This window comes from Curtobacterium sp. MCLR17_054, from assembly GCF_003234335.2.
GTDB classification, from domain to species: Bacteria; Actinomycetota; Actinomycetes; order Actinomycetales; family Microbacteriaceae; genus Curtobacterium; species Curtobacterium flaccumfaciens.
Genome location: NZ_CP126263.1, coordinates 1,486,431 through 1,503,610, shown reverse-complemented (window position 1 = coordinate 1,503,610; position 17,180 = coordinate 1,486,431). Strand labels below are relative to the sequence as shown.

The following is a 17,180-nucleotide window of genomic DNA, read 5'->3' as shown; positions in this document are numbered from 1 at the left end:
GTCAGCGTCGAGCAGGCCGCGCGGGCGGGGGCGGCGGGACGGGCTTCGCGGCGACGACGTCGGCGAGCCGGACCTCGACCGGGCCGCGGCGGGTGGCGATCGTCACGGCGTCGGGCGTCTGGGCGACCAGGTCACCGAGGGCGTCCTGCGCGCCGTCACCGTGGTGCGCCCGGACCACCAGGCGGTCCCCGATCGCGGCGTCGTGCAGCACCCCGAGGGCACGGGCCCGGGCGATCGCCGCCTGTTCGTCCGCATGCACCGCCCCAGGGTACGGGCCGCCTAGAGTGTCGGCATGGAGAAGGCCCGGGTCGACAGCTGGATCTGGGCCGTCCGGATCACCAAGACCCGGTCGGCCGCGACCGCCGCGTGCAAGGCCGGTCACGTCCGGGTGAACGGGGAGCGCGCGAAGCCGGCCCAGCCGATCGGCCCCGGTGACGAGGTGCGGGTGCGCCAGAACGGCTTCGACCGGATCGTCATGGTGACCGGCATCATCCTGAAGCGGACGAGCGCCCCCGAGGCCGCGAAGCACTTCGAGGACAAGACCCCGCCGCGGCTGTCGAAGGAAGAGGCCGGCTTCGTCCCGATGCGTGATCGCGGCGCCGGACGGCCGAGCAAGCGGGAGCGCCGCGACCTCGAGAAGCTCCGCGGCTACTGACGTTTCGCGGGCCCGGACCCGGGCACGTGGACATCGACCACGATCTCGAACGTGTCGGACTCGACCTCGATCCGTTCTCCGGTCCAGGGCACCTCGAGGTGCCCGTCGTCGTCCGGATCGGATCCGCCCAGCGCGCGACCGGACGGGATGCGGTGGACGGGGATGCGGGTGCCGTCCTCCGCGACGACGAACAGATCGGCCACCCGACCACGGAACTCCGTGATGCCGAACGGGTCGTCGTGGTGCCGGGACTCGGCGAACCGCGGCGTCCTTCCGTACGCGGTGAACGCCGCCGTGGCCTGCCGTTCGTAGGCGGGCCCGCAGCAGTCGTGCTCCCATCCGCCGACCACGACGACGACCTCTTCGCGCATGCCGTGATCGTACGACGCGTCGGACGGTGACGGTCGGAGCCCGGGTCGAGGGTCGGGCGTCAGGCGTCAGGCGTCAGGGTCAGACGAAGCGGACGGTCTGCTGCAGGCGGTCCCGGATCTCGAACACGTCGACGGAACCCGCCGGCGACCAGACGCCGTTCAGCACCTGGGCGAGCGCACTCCGGCGGACGACGAGCGCGGTGGGCTTCTTCGGAGAGCCGACGAGCTGCACGTCCTCGGTGACGGCGGCGTCCGGCACGACGAGCAGCCGCCCGGAGAACCGCACCCGGGTCTGCTTCTGCACGGCACGGGCGGCGCGGACGAGTTCCTTGACGGGTCGCTCCCCCGGTGCGAGCGTCTCGCCGACGATCTCGCCGTGCTCGACGCGGACCGAAGCGCCCCAGTCGATGGACTCGACGGCCCAGAGCCCGCTCGGGGTCAGGACAGCGTGGTCGAGCTTGCCCTCGGCTCCGGCGTCGAGGTCGTGCCACACCGTGACGCCGATCCCCATGTCGGAGACGATGAGGGCGGTCGCTTCTTCGGCCAGGGCCTCGGCGAGCAGCCGCCGGATGTGCCGCGGCGCGGAGCGGATGAGCGTGGGGTCGTAGGGGTCCTCGATGGGGTCGCCGAGGCCGACCCACTCGCGTTCGGCCTGCAGGAAGACCTCGCGCGACCGACCGCCGGGGTGCCCGTGGGACCGAGCCCGGGGGCGGGTGTCGCGACGCGCTGCCGGAGGTGCGTAGGCGTCACGACCGGTGTCACCCCTGCCGGCGGTCGCCCCGGACGCGCCGTACGCGCGGGACCCGATGTCGTACGCGCGCCGGGCTGCCGGCGTGCCGATGCGCTCCCATGCGAGCTGGACCTGGCGGAAGCGCTGGGCGTCGCCGCCGAGGTCGGGGTGCGTCTCGCGGGCGGCCCGCCGGTAGGCGCGGCGGAGCGCTTCGTCGTCAGCCGTCGCGGGGACGCCGAGGACTTCGTAGGGGGTGGCGTCGGCCGGGCTGTCCGTCATGGCCCTGCGACATTACCGGAGGCAGTGTCGGAGTCAGCCGCATGGTTGCTGGGTGCGGTCTGGGCCCACGCCGCCGGTTCCGCACCGACGCGCCAGCGGCGGGGCGGCCGTGCCGGTGGGGAGAGGGTCGGGGCGGCCGGGCAGTCTCGGCACACGGTCCGCAGGTGGTCGCGTCAGACCACCGTGGTCGCGACGGGCGCACCGAGGAACGCCGCGTACCGCGCGGCCGCCGCCTCGAGCGCGCGGACCGATGCCGCATCGAGGGCACCGAAGGGTGTGACGGTGACGAGGTGCCCGGCCCGGCGCTCGGTGCGCTTCCAGGTGCCGACGACGCGACCCCGGACGACGGCCATCGGCAGGAACATGCCGTTGGCCCCGGGGACGACCCGGTCGGCGTGCGCGGGGTCGAGCTGCGCGGACCGGTCGGCGTACCCGAGCAGGTACTCGTCGAAGCCGGGGAGCAGGTGCCCGGTGGGGACGCGCGCGGCTGCCGGCCGGTCGGCGAGGTCGAGGAGCCCGTCGCCGAGGTCCTCCACCGCGTTCCCCGCCGCCGCCCGCGCTCGGCGGAGGTCACCGAGCGGCAGCTTCGTCCAGCTCGCGGCGTCGGCCTCGGTCGCGGGGCCACGGCCGCGCAGGTACCCGAGCAGGACCCGGCGGAGGGCTTCGTCGCGGTCCGGCGGCTCAGCGGTGGCGGGTGCCCACTCGTCGAGCAGCACGAGCCCCTGCCCGACGCGGGCGGTGGGACCCCAGGCGACGAGGCATTCCTGCGCGAGCTGCAGGACCAGGTGGTAGCCGCGACCTCCGGACGGGTCGATGCCGGCAGTGCGGTACGCCGCGAACAGGTCGTCCCGGACCAGCGCACGACCACCGCCCAGGACCGCGATCGTCGCGTCCCGGGCCCGGCCGAGCAGGGCGTCGTCGATGCCGAGCTCGGCGGCGCGCCGGGCGATCGTGCGGAGCGTCCGTTCGGCGGTGAGCGAGAGCAGCAGTCGCAGGTCGTCGGGGCGCAAGGCGTGCAGGGTGCCGCGCATCGGCCACGAGCGGACGAGTTCCCCGCGGTCGAAGGCCTCGCGGACGTCGTCCCGCGACGATCCGGGAGCGCGGACCCCGATGGCCCAGAGCACCTGGCCGAGGTCCTGCCCCTGCACCGCCAGCATCCGCTCGACGACCTCGGTGGGTCGCAGTCCGGGTGCCGCGATGCCCTGCGCCGCGAACCGCGCCGTGCGGAGCCGCGCGGCGCTGGTGGTCACGCGACGGCGGCGGTGACGGCGTCGGCGTGCTGCTCCAGGTAGGCGACGTCGGCGCGGTACAGGTCGGCGTGGCCGTGCTGCAGGTCGCTGACGAACTTCGGGTTGCCGGCGGCGGCCTCGTGCTCGATCGTCGTGACGAGGGCGACGAGGGACGCGATCATCGTCTCGGCCAGGACACCACGGGAACGGTCGTCGAGGGCGTAGGCGCGGCAGAACTCGGCGGCCCGTGCGAGCCGCTCGTCGAGGTCGGGCGCGGTCGATCCTTCGACGGCACCGGTGGTGAACGGTGCGAACCGGTAGACGGCACTCGCGACGTCCCAGACGCGGGGCCCGGGGTGGGCGGTGTCGAAGTCGATCAGGCCGACGGCGGCGATGCCGTCGTAGACGCAGTTGTACGGGGCGAAGTCCCCGTGCACGATCGTCTCGACGGGGGCGCGGTCGGCCTGGGACCAGAGGTCGTCGGTGGCGCTGCGCGGGAAGCTCGCGGCGGCGTCGTGGAACTGGCGGAGCAGTCGGGCGCTGGTGACGAGGGCGGCCTCGCTGGCGATGTCCTCGGTCCAGGGGTACTCGCCCGCGACACCGGGGACGAACGAGACCGTCTCGAGGGTGTCACCGAGGGCGATCGGTTCGGGGGCTGCGACGAACCCCTGCTCGTGCAGGTGGGCGAGCAGCCGGTGCACCGTGGGGGTCCACGGCCCGGCGGGGCGGTGGACTCGGTCGTCGGCCCTGGTGATGCGCTCCAAGGGGAACCTCCTGCGTGTTGCGTCTCCGTTGACGTCAGGGCCAGCGTACCGGCAGCGACCGACGGCCGCTCGGCGACCATCCGGAACACGGCGGTCCAGGCGGCTACAGCTGGTCGCGCAACCAGGACGGCCCGTGGACGATCGCGCCGAGGGCCTCGACGCGGTCGCGGAGCTCGCGGTCGGCCGTCACGACGACGACCGGCCCGTCGTCGGCCTGCACCGCGGCCCGCGCGGACTCGACGATGGCATCGTCGCCGGAGGCCGGAGCACGGACGACGTCGACAGCGCCGGTGGCGGCGCCGCGGTCTGCGCCCGCACCGCCCACGTCCGCAGCGGCCCGGGCCTCCCCCTCGAGCACCACGGTCCACCGCGGCCACCACCGTGCGAACGGCAGGTCGAGCAACGATGCGGCGACCCCGCCCTCGGCGAGCGCCGACACCTGTGCCAGCAGGCGCGATGCGGCGCCGGCTCGGTCCTTCCACCAGCCGTCGGGCACGCTGCCGACGACGTTGGCCGCGTCGACGACGACGTGCGGGGTGGTCGCGATCGTGGCGCGGAGCGCCGGCCACGACCTGCCGAAGCCGGGGTGGAGGGGCAGGTCGTCGACCTGGTCGATCGGGATCCACGACAGGGCGAGGCTCTCACGGTCGGCGATGACGGGTTCGAAGGGCCGGGAGGCGCGCCCCACGACGGTCGTGTAGGTCCAGAAGCCCAGGTCGAGCAGCGCCGTGTGGCGCAGGGCGATCGCGTCGTCGGGGACGCCGGCTTCCTCGGCGGATTCGCGGAGGGCCGCGGTCACGGCTGCTTCGCCCTGGTGCCGTGCGCCGCCGGGGATGCCCCAGGTGCCGCCGTGGTGGCTCCACTCGACGCGGTGCTGCAGGAGCACGCGGCCGGTGCCGTCGTCGACGAGCAGGCCGGCGGCGCCGAAGCGTCCCCACGCCTTGGTGCCGTCGGGGCCGACCGCCCAGGCGTCGCCGGGGTCGCGGGGGCCGGGTGGGGGCCGGGGGGCATTGCGTCTGGCACGGTCCAACCCTGGCACACGGTGCCCGGAGCGGGCCTCGAAGTGGTCACCGGGCGTCGTGTACGGTGTCGCTCGAGACACGGGGTGCCGCATCCAGCGGCTGAGATCACACCCGTCGAACCTGCTCGAGCTCGTACTCGCGAAGGGATCGTCCATGGAAACCGCTGCGCCCTCCCCTGCCTGGGCCCACCGAACCGCCGAACTGCTCGAGGCCGTGCGTGCCCGGGCGCCGCTGGTGCAGTGCATCACGAACACCGTCGTGCAGAACGTCACGGCGAACGTGCTGCTCGCACTCGGCGCCTCGCCCGCGATGGTCGACGTGGCGACCGAGGCGGGGCCGTTCGCCCGCGTCGCCGATGCCCTGCTGGTGAACACCGGCACCCCGCACGCCGAGCCGCGGGTCGCCGCGCTCGAGGCCGTGCACGCCGCCCGTGCCGCGGGGACCCCGTGGGTCCTCGACCCGGTGGCGGTCGGCTCGCTGCCGGTGCGCACCGCCCTGGCGCGCGACCTGCTCGCGCTGCACCCGACGGTGCTGCGGGGCAACGCGTCCGAGGTGCTCGCCCTGCTCGGCGACTCGGCCGGTGGCCGCGGGGTCGACAGCACGGTGGGCACGGAGGACGCCCGGGTCGCGTCTGTCGCTGCTTCGGACGGGAGGCTCGTGGCCGCGGTGGCCGTGTCGGGTGCGGTCGACCTGCTGGTCGCGCCCGGCATCGGTGTGGTCCGGGTCGCGAACGGGACCGACCTGCTGACGCGGATCACCGGTGGTGGGTGTGCGCTCGGCGCGGTCGTCGCCGCGTTCACGTCGGTCGCGCCGGAGGACGCGGGTGCCGCTGCCGTCGCCGCCACCGCCGTGCACACGATCGCCGCCGAGCTCGCGGAGCGGGACGCCGGTGGGCCGGGGACCTTCCAGCCGCTGTTCCTCGACCGGCTCGCGTCGCTGACCCCTGAGGACGTCGTCCGCGAGGCCCGGATCACGGTCGAGACCGCTCCCGTCGGTGCCCGGGCGGTGTCCGCGTGAGCGGGCTGCAGTCTGCGGGGTTCGGCGTCTACCTGGTGACCGACGGTGCCCTGGCCGACCGGCACGGCGTCCGGGTGCTCGGGGTCGTCCGTGCCGCCGTGCACGCCGGGGTCCGGATCGTGCAGGTACGGGACAAGGACGCCTCGGCGCGTGACCTGCTGGCACTCACCGCGGCGGTCGCCGACGCCGTCGGGGACCGTGCGAGAGTGGTGGTCGACGACCGGCTCGACGTCGCCCTCGCCGCACGGCACGCGGGACACCGGGTCGCGGGCGTGCACCTCGGCCAGTCCGACGTCCCCGTCACCGCCGCCCGTGCCCTGCTCGGCGCGGACGCCCACGTGGGCCTCACCGCGAACACGCTCGCGCACCTGGCCGCCGTCGAGCGACTGCCCCGCGGCACCGTGGACCTGCTCGGCGTCGGGGTCGTGCACCCCACCGCGACGAAGGCGGACCACCCGCCGGCGCTTGGCCGCGACGGGTTCGCCCGGCTGGCCGCCGCGACCGACGTGCCGTGCGTGGCGATCGGCGGGGTGACCCTCGACGACGTCGCGCCGCTCCGGGCTGCCGGTGCCGCGGGGGTCGCGATCGTGTCGGGCATCTGCGCTGCGGCCGACCCCGGATCCGCGGCGGCGGCGTACGTGGCCGCGTGGGGCCCGGGACCCGACCACGGGACGGAGGCGAGGCCGTCAGGTGACGGCGATCCGCACCTCCAGGCCGACGCCACGCACCACGGGGCGGACGCATGAGCGTCCCACGGGTGCTGAGCATCGCCGGGACCGACCCGACGGGCGGGGCCGGGATGCAGGCGGACCTCAAGGCGATCGCCGCGCACGACGGGTACGGGATGGGGGTCGTGACGGCGCTCGTCGCGCAGAACACGCACGGGGTGCGGTCGGTGCACGTGCCGGACGCCGGGTTCCTGCGGGAGCAGCTCGACGCGGTGTCGGACGACGTCGAGGTCGACGCGGTGAAGATCGGGATGCTCGGCACCGCCGGCGTCGTGCGGGTCGTGACGGACTGGCTGCGGGAGCACCGGCCGCCGGTGGTCGTCGTCGACCCGGTGATGGTGGCGACGAGCGGGGACCGGCTGCTCGACGAGGACGCGGCCGCAGCCATGGGGGCGCTGTTCGCGCTCGCCGACCTGGTGACGCCGAACCGGGCCGAGCTCGTGGTGCTGGCGGAGCTGGCCGGGGTGTCGTCGTCGGCTTCGTCGCTGGATGCCGCGCGTGCCGTGGCGGCGCGGTGGGACGTCCTGGTGCTGGCGAAGGGCGGCCACGACGAGGGGCCGACCTCGGACGACGTGCTCGTGGCACCGGACGGCACCGTGCGGGTGTTCACGGGTCCCCGGGTCGCGACGACGAACACGCACGGCACCGGGTGCTCGCTCTCCAGTGCGATCGCGACGCTCGCCGCGCGGCACGGCGACTGGGAGCTCGCGGTCGGTGTGGCGAAGGAGTGGCTGACGGCGGCGCTGCGCGGGGCCGACGCGATGTCGGTCGGGAGCGGCAACGGCCCGGTCGACCACGGGGCGCAGGCGCGGGCAGCCCTGCCGGCGCTGTCGTACACGGACGTGTGGTGGGCGGATGCGGCATCGGTGCTGCAGGAGACGATCGACTGCGCGTTCCTGGTGGGGCTCCGGGACGGGACCCTCGAGCCGGAGGTGTTCGCGGGCTACCTGGCGCAGGACGTCCACTACCTGCGGGCGTACGAGCGGCACCTGGCGGCACTCGGGGTCGGTGCGCCCGGTGCTGGTTCGGGTGCTGGTGCTGCGTTCTGGGCGGCGGCTGCGCAGAGGTGTGCCGACGAGGCCCGTGACCTGCACCACCGTCGGCTGGCCGGCTCGCACGCCGACGATCCCGTGCACCCCACGTGCGCCGGGTACCTCGCGCACCTGCAGGAGGCCGCCGACTCCGGCTCCCGTGCGGTGCTCGCCGCCGCGGTGCTGCCGTGCTTCCGGGTCTACGCCTGGGTCGGGTCGCAGCTCGGGGTCGCTCCGGACGGGCACGCCTTCGCGGACTGGATCACGGCGTACGGGGACCCGGGGTTCGCGGCGTCGAGCGCCGAGGCGACCCGGCTCGTCGAGGAGGCAGCCCGTGCGGCGACGCCCGACGAGCGGGGGCGGATGGCGCGGGCGTTCCGGCGTTCGGCGGAGTGGGAGCTCGCGTTCTTCCGGATGCCGACGGCAGGGGCTGCTGGTGCCGGGGCCACCGCGGCTGCGGGCGGCGCGGTCGGTGCCGCCGAAGCGACACTGCTGCGCTGACGGCCGTCGAACACCCCGCGAAAGCGACAGATGTCCGGAGAAGTTCCGCGGGGATCTGTCGCTTTCCGGAACGGGGCGCGCCGACGCAGGCCGGCGACCGGGACTAGCCGGCGACCGGCGGTAGCCGCACCAGTTCGACGGACAGCTCGGCGCCGCTGACCGTGCCGCGCATCCACGTGTGGTCGGGCTGGCGACGGCGGTCGGTCGGCGAACCGGGGTTCAGCAGGCGCATCCCCGACGACGCCACGGTGTCCCACGGAATGTGCGAGTGGCCGAAGACGAGCACGTCGGTGTCCCGGTACTCGGCGTCCATCCGGCGCTCCCGACCGGTCGATGCCCCGGTCTCGTGCACCAGGGCGAAGCGCAGGTCCTCGACACCGAACCGGGCGACGAGCGGCAGCCGGTCGTCGAACTCCGGACCGTCGTTGTTGCCCCGCACGCCCTCGAAGCGGCGGGACCGCGCCTGCACGGCGTCGAGGGTGGCCAGGTCGACCCAGTCCCCCGCGTGCACCACGAGGTCGGCCGCGTCGACGTCGTGCCACAGTCCGGGCGGCAGGTCCTTCGCGCGCTTCGGCAGGTGCGTGTCGGACAGCAGGACGAACGACGTCGTCACGACTCGGTGGGTGCCGGCATCGGGAGCCCGGCCTCGTCCGAGGCGCCGAGGCGCTCCAGCAACCCGGCGAGCAGTGCGATGTCGTCGTCCGACCAGTCGGCGAGCCGTTCGTCGAGCGCGTCCCGGTGCAGCTGCACCGACCGCTCGAGCGCGGCGCGGCCGGCGTCGGTCGCCTCGAGCGGCTTCGCGTTGCCGCTGCCACCGTCGGTCGTCCGCACCAGCCCGGTCGCGAGGAGCCCGGACAGCTGCCGCGAGATCGTCGAACGGTTCAGCCGCAGGTACCGGGCGATGTCGATGGCCATGCAGCCCGGGTGCTGGACGACGAAGTCGACGAGGGACTGGTCGACGACGCTCAACACCTGGTCCGAGCCCCGGGCCCGGATGCTCGCCCGACGGGTGATGCGGGCGAGCTCCGTGTACGCCCGGCTGATGTCGCTGTTGCGGACCCTCGAACTCGGGTGGTCCATGGTGGCTCCAGCCTGTCTGTGCCGGCGCCGGCCGGCGGTCTTCTCGTCCGGTCACACTACCGGCGGGTCCGCGGAGAGTGGGGTCAGCGACCGCCCGCGGCAGCCTGCAGTGCGGGGATGTCCAGCTTGACCATCTGCATCATGGCCTCGAACACGCGGGCATTCGCCTCCGGATCACCCGATCCGCTCATCAACTCCCCCAGCATCGACGGGGTCACCTGCCACGCCAGACCCCAGCGGTCGGTCAACCAGCCGCACGCCGTCGGGCTCCCGCCGTCGGCGAGCAGGGCGTCCCACAGCCGGTCGAGCTCGTCCTGCGTGTCCACGTCGATCTGGAACGAGACGGCGTCGGTGTGCGGGTGCCCGGGGCCGCCGTTCATCGCGCGGTACGGGGCACCGAGCAACGTGAACTCGACGACGAGCGCACGGCCGTCGGGCATCCGGCTCACGCTGTCGACGTGACTGTCGGGGAACAGTCCGACGTAGTACTCGGCCGCCTGTTCGGCCTGGTCGTCGTACCAGAGGAACGGGGTGATGGTGGGCACGGGAGCCCCTTCGTTCGGTGCTCAGTCCGCGGCGCTGCGGATGAGCAGGTCGGCTTTCTCGGGGTGTTCGTCGAACCACTTGCCGACGAACCAGCACATCGGGACGATGCGCTTCGTGGTCGACGACTCGACGTCGGCGACGGCGTACTCGACGAGTTGCGCCGCGTAGCCGTGGCCGCGGTGCTTCGGGACCGTGTACGTGTGCGGGAAGGCAACAGCGTCACCGTTCACCCGGTAGTCGAGCACGCTCACGAGCTCGCCACCGACGTACATCGCGTAGCGGTCCTGGTCGGTCTCGTCGCGGAACTCGTGGTCCATGCCGCCATCATGCTCCCGGCGCGGCGTTCGCGCCTCCCGGGGAATGCACGACGGCGGGCAGCGTTGCAGGGACACCATGACAACCATCGGAATCATCGGCGCCGGCAACATCGGATCCCAGCTCGCTCGGCTCGCGGTACGGAACGGCCACCAGGTCGTCATCGCGAACTCCCGCGGCCCGGAGACCCTGACCGACCTGGTCACGGAACTCGGCGACAGCGCACGCGCAGCGACCCGCGACGAGGCAGCCGCAGCGGGCGAGATCGTCGTCGTGACGGTGCCGCTCGCCGCGATCGAGACGATCCCCGTCGAGCCCCTCGTCGGCAAGGTCGTCATCGACACCAACAACTACTACTGGGAGCGCGACGGCCACATCGCCGCCCTCGACGACCAGTCCACGACCACGGCCGAGATGCTGCAGGACCATCTGCCCGGCGCCCGTGTCGTGAAGGCGTTCAACCACATCGGCGCCGACGACCTGACCGGCCACGCGACGCCCGCCGGCACCCAGGACCGTCGTGCCCTGGTCATCGCCGGCGACGACGACTCCGCCAAGCAGACCGTCGCCGAGCTCATCGACGCGTTCGGCTTCGACGTGGTCGACGCCGGGCCGCTCGCCGAGGGCTGGCGCATCCAGCGGGACACTCCCGGCTACGGCCCGCGGATGACCGCCGCCGAGCTGCGCGACGCCCTGGCCGCCGCGACGCGCTAGTCCGCCGCGCCGCACCGCCGCCGTTTCGCGCTGAGCGACACCCCACGGGCTCCGCACCCCGTGATCTGTCGCTCAGCGCGAAACGACCGGGCGCGAAAGCCCGCTCAGGCCCGGTCGAAGATCGTCGTCATGTCGGCGATGTCGTCCTCGGTCGGCGCCCAGGTGGTGCCGGCCTCGACGTTCTGCGAGATCTGCTCCGGCTTCGTCGCCCCCGCGATGACGCTCGACAGCCCCGGCTGCGCCAGGAGCCACGCGAACGTCGCCTGCAGCATCGTCACACCCCGGTCGTCGCAGAACCGCTGGTAGTCGTCGAGCACGTCCCACGGGGCATCCTCGAGCACCTGCGGCTTCGAGGTCGTCAGCCGCCCGTCGGCCGGACCGCCCGCCTTCGTGTACTTGCCGGTGAGCAGCCCGTTGTACAGCGGGAAGAACGGCAGGAACCCGAGCGCGTACGCCCGCACCGCCGGCAGGACCTCGGCCTCGGCGTCCCGGGCGAGCGGGCTGTACTCGTTCTGCGCGGACACGAACGCGGTGGCCCCGGCGATCGACGCCGTGAGTTCGGCCTCGGCGATCTGCCACCCCGCGAAGTTCGAGTGGCCGACGTAGCGGATCTTGCCCTCGCGGACCAGGTCGTCGAGGACCGACAGGGTCTCCTCGATCGGCGTCACCTCGTCGGGCCGGTGCATCTGGTACAGGTCGATCCAGTCCGTGCCGAGACGCCGGAGCGACGACTCGACCGCGAGCCGCACGTACCGGCGGGACCCGCGGACGCCCCAGTCCGGCCCGTTCGCGCCCTGCATGTCCATGCCGAACTTCGTGGCGAGGACGATCTCGTCACGTCGGCCACGGATCGAGCGTCCGAGCATCTCCTCGGACATGCCCGGCACGCCGCCGTAGATGTCCGCGGTGTCGAAGAGCGTCACCCCGGCGTCCAGGGCCGCAGCGACGACGGCGTCGGTGCCCTCCTGCGACTCGGACGCGGTTCCCCGCCGCCCGAAGTTGTTGCAGCCGAGGCCGACGGTGGAGACGACGAGCCCCGAGGGACCCAGAGGACGGTGTTCGATTCCGGTCATCACCCGAACGTACCGGCGACCCCGAACTGGGGCTGCGATCCACACAGCGGTTGCCGCTACAACTGAGCATGGATCAGTCGACGGAAGGAGCGCCGCAGTGGCAGCGCATCGCATGCCCGAATCGGACCGGCCCCGTCGGCCCGTCCCGGCCTGGGTGACCGCTCCGCCCGTCGACGAGGTCGCGCCCGAGCGGGTCGCCGCCGCCGGTCACGTGAACGCCTCCGGCCGGGAGGCCCGCCCCACCCCCGCCTCGTCACGCGCCGCCCACGCGGCGCCCGTCCCACCGACCACGGTCGCCCCGGCAGGGAACGCCGCGGCTGAGCAGGCACCCGCCGCGCACGCACCGACGTCCGAGCCCGCGTCGATCGCCGCACTGGTCGAGGCCGACGCCCCCGTGCCCGACTTCCCGCCGCAGCAGGAACTGCTGCCCCCGGCCCCGACGTCACCGAACGTGCACACCGTGCCGTTCGAGACCCCCGCGGTGCCGCCGTCGTCGGTCGTCCCCGCCTCCGGGCTCGTGGTGCCGGTCTCCCCGGTCGCCGCCGCACCCGCCTCAGCGGACGCCGCACCACTCGTCGCACCGCTCACCACCCCCTCGCCGGAGGCACCGCCGACCGCCACACCCGCGGTGCCCGTCGCCGGACAGCCCCGGTTCTCGGTGCCCGGCCTCGAACACGTGGTCGTCGAGGGCACCGAACCCGAGCCCGTCGGCCCGATCGGCTACCGGACGCCCCGACGCTTCGCCCACCAGCAGGCCGCCGCACGGTCGGCCGCACCAGCACCAGCACCCGCTCCCGCAGCCGCGGGGTCGTTCGACGCCGTGCTGCACGCGGCGCCGACCACCGCGGCTCCCGGCGGCACCGCCGTCGCGACCCCGAAAGCCCGGGCGACCACGGCCCTGGTCGCACCCACCCCGGTGCCGCAGGGTGCTGGCGGGGGCGAGGCGGGCCTCCCGACCGAACTGCTCGACCAGCCCGTGACCGCAGCCGCCCTGCCAGAGCCACGCCGTGCGCTCGGTGCGACCGCCGGCGCAGTGCTCGGCGCCGTCGCCGGGATCACGACGATCGGTCTGGCGGCCTGGTGGTTCACCGCTCCCGCGACCGTGCACGGCGTCGGCGTGGTGCTCGGGCTGCTCGCGCTGGTGCTCTCGATCGTGACGCTGCGCGACCGGACGGCCACGTGGCAGCGGCCGGTCGCGCTGCTCGGCGCCGTGCTCGGTGGCGTCGGCACGATCGTGCTGCTGTGGGCGGTCGCGACGGCGCTGCTGCCGCTCGCGGGCGTGACGCTGCTGGACGTCACCGGCACCGGCACGACCCCGACGCTCGCCCCGTAGCGCGGCGAGCGCTCAGACGCCGTCGTCTCGGCAGGACGCCGCGTCGACGTCGAGACGCCCCCGACAGTCGCGGCGTCTCGACGGCTCGGCGGTGTTGAGACAACACGCCGGCGTCTTGCTGCGGACACCAGCCCGAACACGCCGGCGTCTCGCCGCCGATGCACGCGCTCAGACGGCGCGGACGACCCCGCGGGACAGGATCGCGTTCGTCAGCGCGTCGATCGGCTCCCGCTGCACCGTCGGGTTCGCGATGAGGACGTAGTCCACCGCAGGCAGATCCGGCAGCCCGAGCCGCTGCGACACCTTCACCAGGTCGGCCGGGATCAGCGAGTGCGGGAACACCGCGACGCCGATGCCCGCGCGCACCGCGGCGAGCACCCCGTTGACGTCGCGGGTGTTGCAGGTGATCCGCCAGGTGCGGCCAGCGGCCTCGAGGGCGTCGATCGCCATCTGCCGGCTGATGCTCGGCGCCTGGTACGCGATGAGCGGGACGGGTTCGCCGGGTTCCAGGGCGATGCCGTCCTGCGCCATCCACACCATCTGGTCGGTGGCGACCCGGGTGCCCTCGGCGGACTCCCCCGCCGTCTGCTTGATGAACACCAGGTCGAGCTGGCCGGCGTGCACCCGGCGGAGCAGCGGTGACGACTGGTTCACCGTGAGCTCGAGGTTCACCTGCGGGTGCAGCCGTCGGAAGTCCCGCAGGATCCGCGGCAGCTGGGTGATGGCGAGGTCGTCCGCCGCCCCGAACCGCAGGCGTCCGCGGGTGGCTGCGCCGGAGAAGTAGGCGTCGGCGGTGGCGTGCGCGGCGAGGATCGTCCGTGCGAATCCGGCCATCGCGTCCCCGTTGTCGGTCAGGGCGACGCCGCGGGTGTCCCGGGCGACCAGGGTGCGCGCCACCGCGGTCTCGAGGCGCCGGACGTGCTGTGACACCGTCGGCTGGCTGATGCCGAGCCGGGTGCCGGCCTGCGTGAAGCTGCCGGTCTCCGCCACGGCCAGGAACGTCTGCAACAGGACCGGATCGAGCACGTCGCGCCTTCCGTCGGTGCGACCTCATTCGACATCGCAATGGAGTGATAGCCACCATAGGGGTATCGAATGGGCCGGCGCCACGTAGTTTCGTTGGGGTACCAGATCCACACCGACGTCCGGAGAACCCCGCACCGTGAGCGCGTCACCGACGACCCTCCCCCCGCCCACCGAACCGCTCCCGATCCAGGCCACGCGACCGCCGTGGCGCCACACGCTCATCGCCCTGTCCGTGCCGAACTTCCGGCTGTTCACGGCGACCAACCTGGTGGCGATGACCGCCGGCTGGATGCAGCGCATCGCGCAGGACTGGCTCGTGCTGCAGCTGACCGGGTCGGTCGCGCAGGTCGGCATCACGGTCGCCTGTCAGTTCGCGCCGATGCTGCTGTTCGGGCTGCTCGGCGGCGTCCTGGTCGACCGGTTCTCGAAGCGCGCGCTCATGATGATCACGCAGGGCGCCTTCGCGGTGCTGTCCGCGCTGCTCGCCGTCCTGACGCTCGCCGGCGTCGTCGAGGCGTGGCACATCTGGGTGATCGCGTTCCTGGTCGGCATGGTCACCGTGATCGACAACCCGGCACGGCAGGTGTTCGTCACCGAGATCGTCGGGCACAAGCACCTGCGGAACGCCATCAGCGTGAACTCGTCGGTGTTCCAGCTGGGCGGCATGATCGGTCCGGCACTGTCCGGAGCCCTGCTCGTGGCGGTCGGCGCGGGGTGGTCGTTCGGCGTGAACGCGATCGCCTGCGTCGCCGTCGTCGTGACGCTCGGGTTCCTGAAGGTCTCGGAGCTGCACCGCACACCACCGGCGCCCCGCGGCAAGGGGCAGCTCGTGGAGGGCCTCCGCTACGCCGTGCACAAGCCGACGATCATCGTGCCGGTGATCCTCGTCGCGTTCTTCTCGGTGTTCGCGCTGACGATGCCCGTGCTGCTGTCCGCCTTCGCGTCACAGGTGTACGACGTCGGCGCCGGCGGCTACGGGGTGTTCAACTCCGCCGTGGCGATCGGCGCCCTGGTCGGTGCGCTGCTCTCCACCCGGAGGGCCGTCGTCCGGCTCCGCACCATCGTCGGCGGGGTGTTCTGGACGGGCGTGCTGCTCGTCGTCTCGGGGTCGATCCCGGCGATCGCACCGTTCACCGTCGCGCTGGTTGCTGTCGGGATGTCGCAGCTGCTGTTCCAGACCGCGTCGAACTCACTCGTGCAGCTGTCCTCGAACGTGGCGATCCGCGGCCGGGTGATGTCGCTCTACGTCCTCGTGCTGCTCGGTGGACAGGCGATCGGCGGGCCGCTGATGGGCCAGATCGTCGACCGCTTCGGTGCGCACGTGGGGATGATGGTCGCCGGAGGCGTGCCGACCGCGGCCGCCGCCGTGATCGCGCTCGTGCTCGCCCGCCGGGGCGGCCTGCACCTGGCGGTGCGGATGCGCCACCACCTGCCGGTGCCGGCGATCGTCGCGCACTGACGCGGGGCCCTGGCGGTGACCACCCGCCGGCCTGGAGGCCTGTGGCGGCTCCGTCCCGCGCCTCCCGTCCGCCCCTTGGTCGCGCCGGGCGGTGCGCAAAACACCGGTGTTCACGCTCGACGCCGCGGGATCCCGCGGTGTGTTGCGTGAACACCGGTGTCTTGCGAGGGGCAGTGCCTCAGTAGGCGACGCCGAAACGCGTCTGGTGGTGCGCCGGGGTGACGATCTCGTCGACGAACGCGATGGCGTAGTCGGCGCCGGAGATGTCCGAGTTGCCCTCGGCGTCGGCGAGCAGGACCTCGTCCGAGGCGCGGTAGGTGCCGCGACGCTCGCCCGGGTTGTAGCCGCCGAAGGCCGCGGCGGGGCTCACGTAGAACCAGTCGACCTCGGTGTCCGACGCACGGAGGGCGTCGAGGATCTGCGCGTGACTCTTCGCCTCGCCCTTGAAGGCGTCCGGGAAGCCGTCGGTGTCGAAGAGGCGGGGGCCGTCCTCTGACACGCGCATCGAACCGGCACCGCCGACGATGCCGAGCCGCGCACCGGCTGCAGCGGCGGCGTCGACGAAGTGCTGGAACTTGTCCTTCAGCTCGCTGCCGTCGGCCTGCACGGCGTGGAGCGAGACGATGACGACGTCGGCACCCTTGGTGACCTCGGACACGAAGTCGGCGTCGAACGCGTCACCCTGCGCCAGGGTGAGGCCCTCGGCAGGCTCGAGCTTGCTCGTGTCGCGGGCGACCGCGGTGACGGCGATGCCGCGGGAGAGTGCCTCGTGGGTGATGGCGGAGCCGGCGTAACCGGTACCTCCGAAGACGACGATGTTGGTCATGGTGTTCCCTTCGTGGACGTGCTGTGCGTCGGTGACGTTGACAGTCACCGTACAAGAGTTACTCTCTTTGAGTAAGTAGGCACCTGGCGGTGCGTTGCGGAGGACACCATGTCAGCACTCGAGTACAGCCCCTACGCGGCGGACTGCCCCAGTCGGCAGCTGCTCGACCGCATCGGCGACCGGTGGAGCGTGCTGACGATCGGCGCCCTCGCCGACGGTCCCGCACGGTACTCGGCGGTGGCGGCCCGGGTGCAGGGGGTCTCCCAGAAGATGCTCACCCAGACGCTGCGGGCCCTCGAGCGCGACGGCATGGTGACGCGGACGGTGTTCCCCGAGATCCCGCCGCACGTGGAGTACGAACTGACCGAGCTCGGGCGGTCGTTGCGCACGGTGCTCGTGCCACTGGAGGACTGGGCCACCTCGCACATGCCCGACGTGGCCGAGGCGCGCGAGGGGTACGACGCGCGCTGAGCGACCCCGC

General features: G+C 73.3%; 21 protein-coding genes and 1 riboswitch. Of the genes, 8 read left to right on the top strand and 13 right to left on the bottom strand.

Annotation, left to right across the window (positions count from 1 at the left end; genetic code table 11):
- Position 1: 1 nt before the first annotated feature.
- Positions 2-259, bottom strand: a complete 258-nt coding sequence (locus DEJ08_RS07240; RefSeq protein WP_258367174.1) for a hypothetical protein — start codon at positions 257-259, stop codon at positions 2-4.
- 33 nt (positions 260-292) lie between these two features.
- Between DEJ08_RS07240 and DEJ08_RS07235 the strand changes: the two genes are divergently transcribed.
- Complete coding sequence (locus tag DEJ08_RS07235) at positions 293-655, top strand: RNA-binding S4 domain-containing protein (protein WP_071405402.1); 363 nt, start codon at positions 293-295, stop codon at positions 653-655.
- On the opposite strand, the gene DEJ08_RS07230 is transcribed toward DEJ08_RS07235, so the two are convergent.
- From DEJ08_RS07230 to DEJ08_RS07210, 5 genes are all read right to left on the bottom strand, one after another.
- Positions 649-1,026, bottom strand: coding sequence for a hypothetical protein (locus tag DEJ08_RS07230; protein WP_175330823.1), 378 nt, complete (start codon positions 1,024-1,026; stop codon positions 649-651). The two genes, DEJ08_RS07235 and DEJ08_RS07230, sit on opposite strands and share 7 nt — an antisense overlap.
- Before the next feature lie 79 nt (positions 1,027-1,105).
- Complete coding sequence (locus tag DEJ08_RS07225; RefSeq protein ID WP_111054990.1) at positions 1,106-2,035, bottom strand: J domain-containing protein; 930 nt, start codon at positions 2,033-2,035, stop codon at positions 1,106-1,108.
- A 173-nt stretch (positions 2,036-2,208) separates the two neighbouring features.
- Complete coding sequence (locus DEJ08_RS07220; protein WP_111054991.1) at positions 2,209-3,285, bottom strand: winged helix DNA-binding domain-containing protein; 1,077 nt, start codon at positions 3,283-3,285, stop codon at positions 2,209-2,211.
- Complete coding sequence (locus DEJ08_RS07215) at positions 3,282-4,028, bottom strand: phosphotransferase enzyme family protein (protein WP_111095034.1); 747 nt, start codon at positions 4,026-4,028, stop codon at positions 3,282-3,284. Before DEJ08_RS07215 ends, DEJ08_RS07220 begins: the two co-directional genes overlap by 4 nt.
- Positions 4,029-4,131: 103 nt before the next feature.
- Positions 4,132-5,058: an NUDIX domain-containing protein gene (locus DEJ08_RS07210; protein ID WP_284180518.1), complete on the bottom strand. Its 927-nt coding sequence runs from the start codon at positions 5,056-5,058 to the stop codon at positions 4,132-4,134.
- A gap of 61 nt (positions 5,059-5,119) precedes the next feature.
- A riboswitch (TPP riboswitch) is annotated at positions 5,120-5,215 on the top strand.
- On the opposite strand from DEJ08_RS07210, the gene thiM reads away from it, so the two are divergent.
- From thiM to thiD, 3 genes are all read left to right on the top strand, one after another.
- Positions 5,204-6,067 carry a hydroxyethylthiazole kinase gene (gene thiM / locus DEJ08_RS07205; protein WP_181439028.1) on the top strand — a complete coding sequence of 288 codons (864 nt, stop codon included), beginning with the start codon at positions 5,204-5,206 and terminating at the stop codon, positions 6,065-6,067. It overlaps the preceding riboswitch by 12 nt.
- Entirely contained in the window at positions 6,064-6,813 is a 750-nt protein-coding gene (thiE, locus tag DEJ08_RS07200) for a thiamine phosphate synthase (protein ID WP_258367175.1), read from the top strand. The genes thiM and thiE overlap by 4 nt, the downstream gene beginning before the upstream one ends.
- Positions 6,810-8,327 carry a bifunctional hydroxymethylpyrimidine kinase/phosphomethylpyrimidine kinase gene (thiD, locus tag DEJ08_RS07195; protein WP_111054994.1) on the top strand — a complete coding sequence of 506 codons (1,518 nt, stop codon included), beginning with the start codon at positions 6,810-6,812 and terminating at the stop codon, positions 8,325-8,327. Before thiE ends, thiD begins: the two co-directional genes overlap by 4 nt.
- 103 nt (positions 8,328-8,430) lie before the next feature.
- Here the strand turns inward: thiD and DEJ08_RS07190 are convergent, their stop codons facing one another.
- From DEJ08_RS07190 to DEJ08_RS07175, 4 genes are all read right to left on the bottom strand, one after another.
- The gene (locus DEJ08_RS07190; protein ID WP_111054995.1) at positions 8,431-8,940 is read right to left on the bottom strand and encodes a metallophosphoesterase family protein; all 510 of its coding nucleotides are present in this window, start codon (positions 8,938-8,940) and stop codon (positions 8,431-8,433) included.
- Positions 8,937-9,407, bottom strand: a complete 471-nt coding sequence (locus DEJ08_RS07185) for a MarR family winged helix-turn-helix transcriptional regulator (RefSeq protein ID WP_051596672.1) — start codon at positions 9,405-9,407, stop codon at positions 8,937-8,939. Before DEJ08_RS07185 ends, DEJ08_RS07190 begins: the two co-directional genes overlap by 4 nt.
- Positions 9,408-9,490: 83 nt before the next feature.
- Positions 9,491-9,952, bottom strand: a complete 462-nt coding sequence (locus tag DEJ08_RS07180; RefSeq protein ID WP_111054996.1) for a VOC family protein — start codon at positions 9,950-9,952, stop codon at positions 9,491-9,493.
- Positions 9,953-9,973: 21 nt separating this feature from the next.
- Positions 9,974-10,270, bottom strand: coding sequence for a GNAT family N-acetyltransferase (locus DEJ08_RS07175; RefSeq protein ID WP_071405393.1), 297 nt, complete (start codon positions 10,268-10,270; stop codon positions 9,974-9,976).
- 76 nt (positions 10,271-10,346) lie between these two features.
- On the opposite strand from DEJ08_RS07175, the gene DEJ08_RS07170 reads away from it, so the two are divergent.
- Positions 10,347-10,982 carry an NADPH-dependent F420 reductase gene (locus tag DEJ08_RS07170; RefSeq protein WP_111054997.1) on the top strand — a complete coding sequence of 212 codons (636 nt, stop codon included), beginning with the start codon at positions 10,347-10,349 and terminating at the stop codon, positions 10,980-10,982.
- 104 nt (positions 10,983-11,086) lie between these two features.
- Here DEJ08_RS07170 and DEJ08_RS07165 read toward each other — a convergent pair whose 3' ends face one another.
- Positions 11,087-12,055: an aldo/keto reductase gene (locus DEJ08_RS07165; RefSeq protein ID WP_111054998.1), complete on the bottom strand. Its 969-nt coding sequence runs from the start codon at positions 12,053-12,055 to the stop codon at positions 11,087-11,089.
- 97 nt (positions 12,056-12,152) lie between these two features.
- Between DEJ08_RS07165 and DEJ08_RS07160 the strand changes: the two genes are divergently transcribed.
- A complete protein-coding gene (locus tag DEJ08_RS07160) occupies positions 12,153-13,388 on the top strand; it encodes a hypothetical protein (protein WP_146248519.1) in 1,236 nt (411 codons plus the stop codon).
- Positions 13,389-13,556: 168 nt separating this feature from the next.
- Here DEJ08_RS07160 and DEJ08_RS07155 read toward each other — a convergent pair whose 3' ends face one another.
- On the bottom strand, positions 13,557-14,414 hold the full coding sequence (locus DEJ08_RS07155) for a LysR substrate-binding domain-containing protein (protein WP_017886578.1): 858 nt from the start codon (positions 14,412-14,414) through the stop codon (positions 13,557-13,559).
- A 136-nt stretch (positions 14,415-14,550) separates the two neighbouring features.
- Between DEJ08_RS07155 and DEJ08_RS07150 the strand changes: the two genes are divergently transcribed.
- On the top strand, positions 14,551-15,873 hold the full coding sequence (locus tag DEJ08_RS07150) for an MFS transporter (protein ID WP_111055000.1): 1,323 nt from the start codon (positions 14,551-14,553) through the stop codon (positions 15,871-15,873).
- 178 nt (positions 15,874-16,051) lie between these two features.
- Here the strand turns inward: DEJ08_RS07150 and DEJ08_RS07145 are convergent, their stop codons facing one another.
- Complete coding sequence (locus DEJ08_RS07145) at positions 16,052-16,699, bottom strand: NAD(P)-dependent oxidoreductase (RefSeq protein ID WP_111055060.1); 648 nt, start codon at positions 16,697-16,699, stop codon at positions 16,052-16,054.
- Between the two features lie 108 nt (positions 16,700-16,807).
- Here DEJ08_RS07145 and DEJ08_RS07140 point away from each other — a divergent pair, with 108 nt between their 5' ends.
- Positions 16,808-17,170: a winged helix-turn-helix transcriptional regulator gene (locus tag DEJ08_RS07140; RefSeq protein WP_071247254.1), complete on the top strand. Its 363-nt coding sequence runs from the start codon at positions 16,808-16,810 to the stop codon at positions 17,168-17,170.
- Positions 17,171-17,180: the final 10 nt, after the last annotated feature.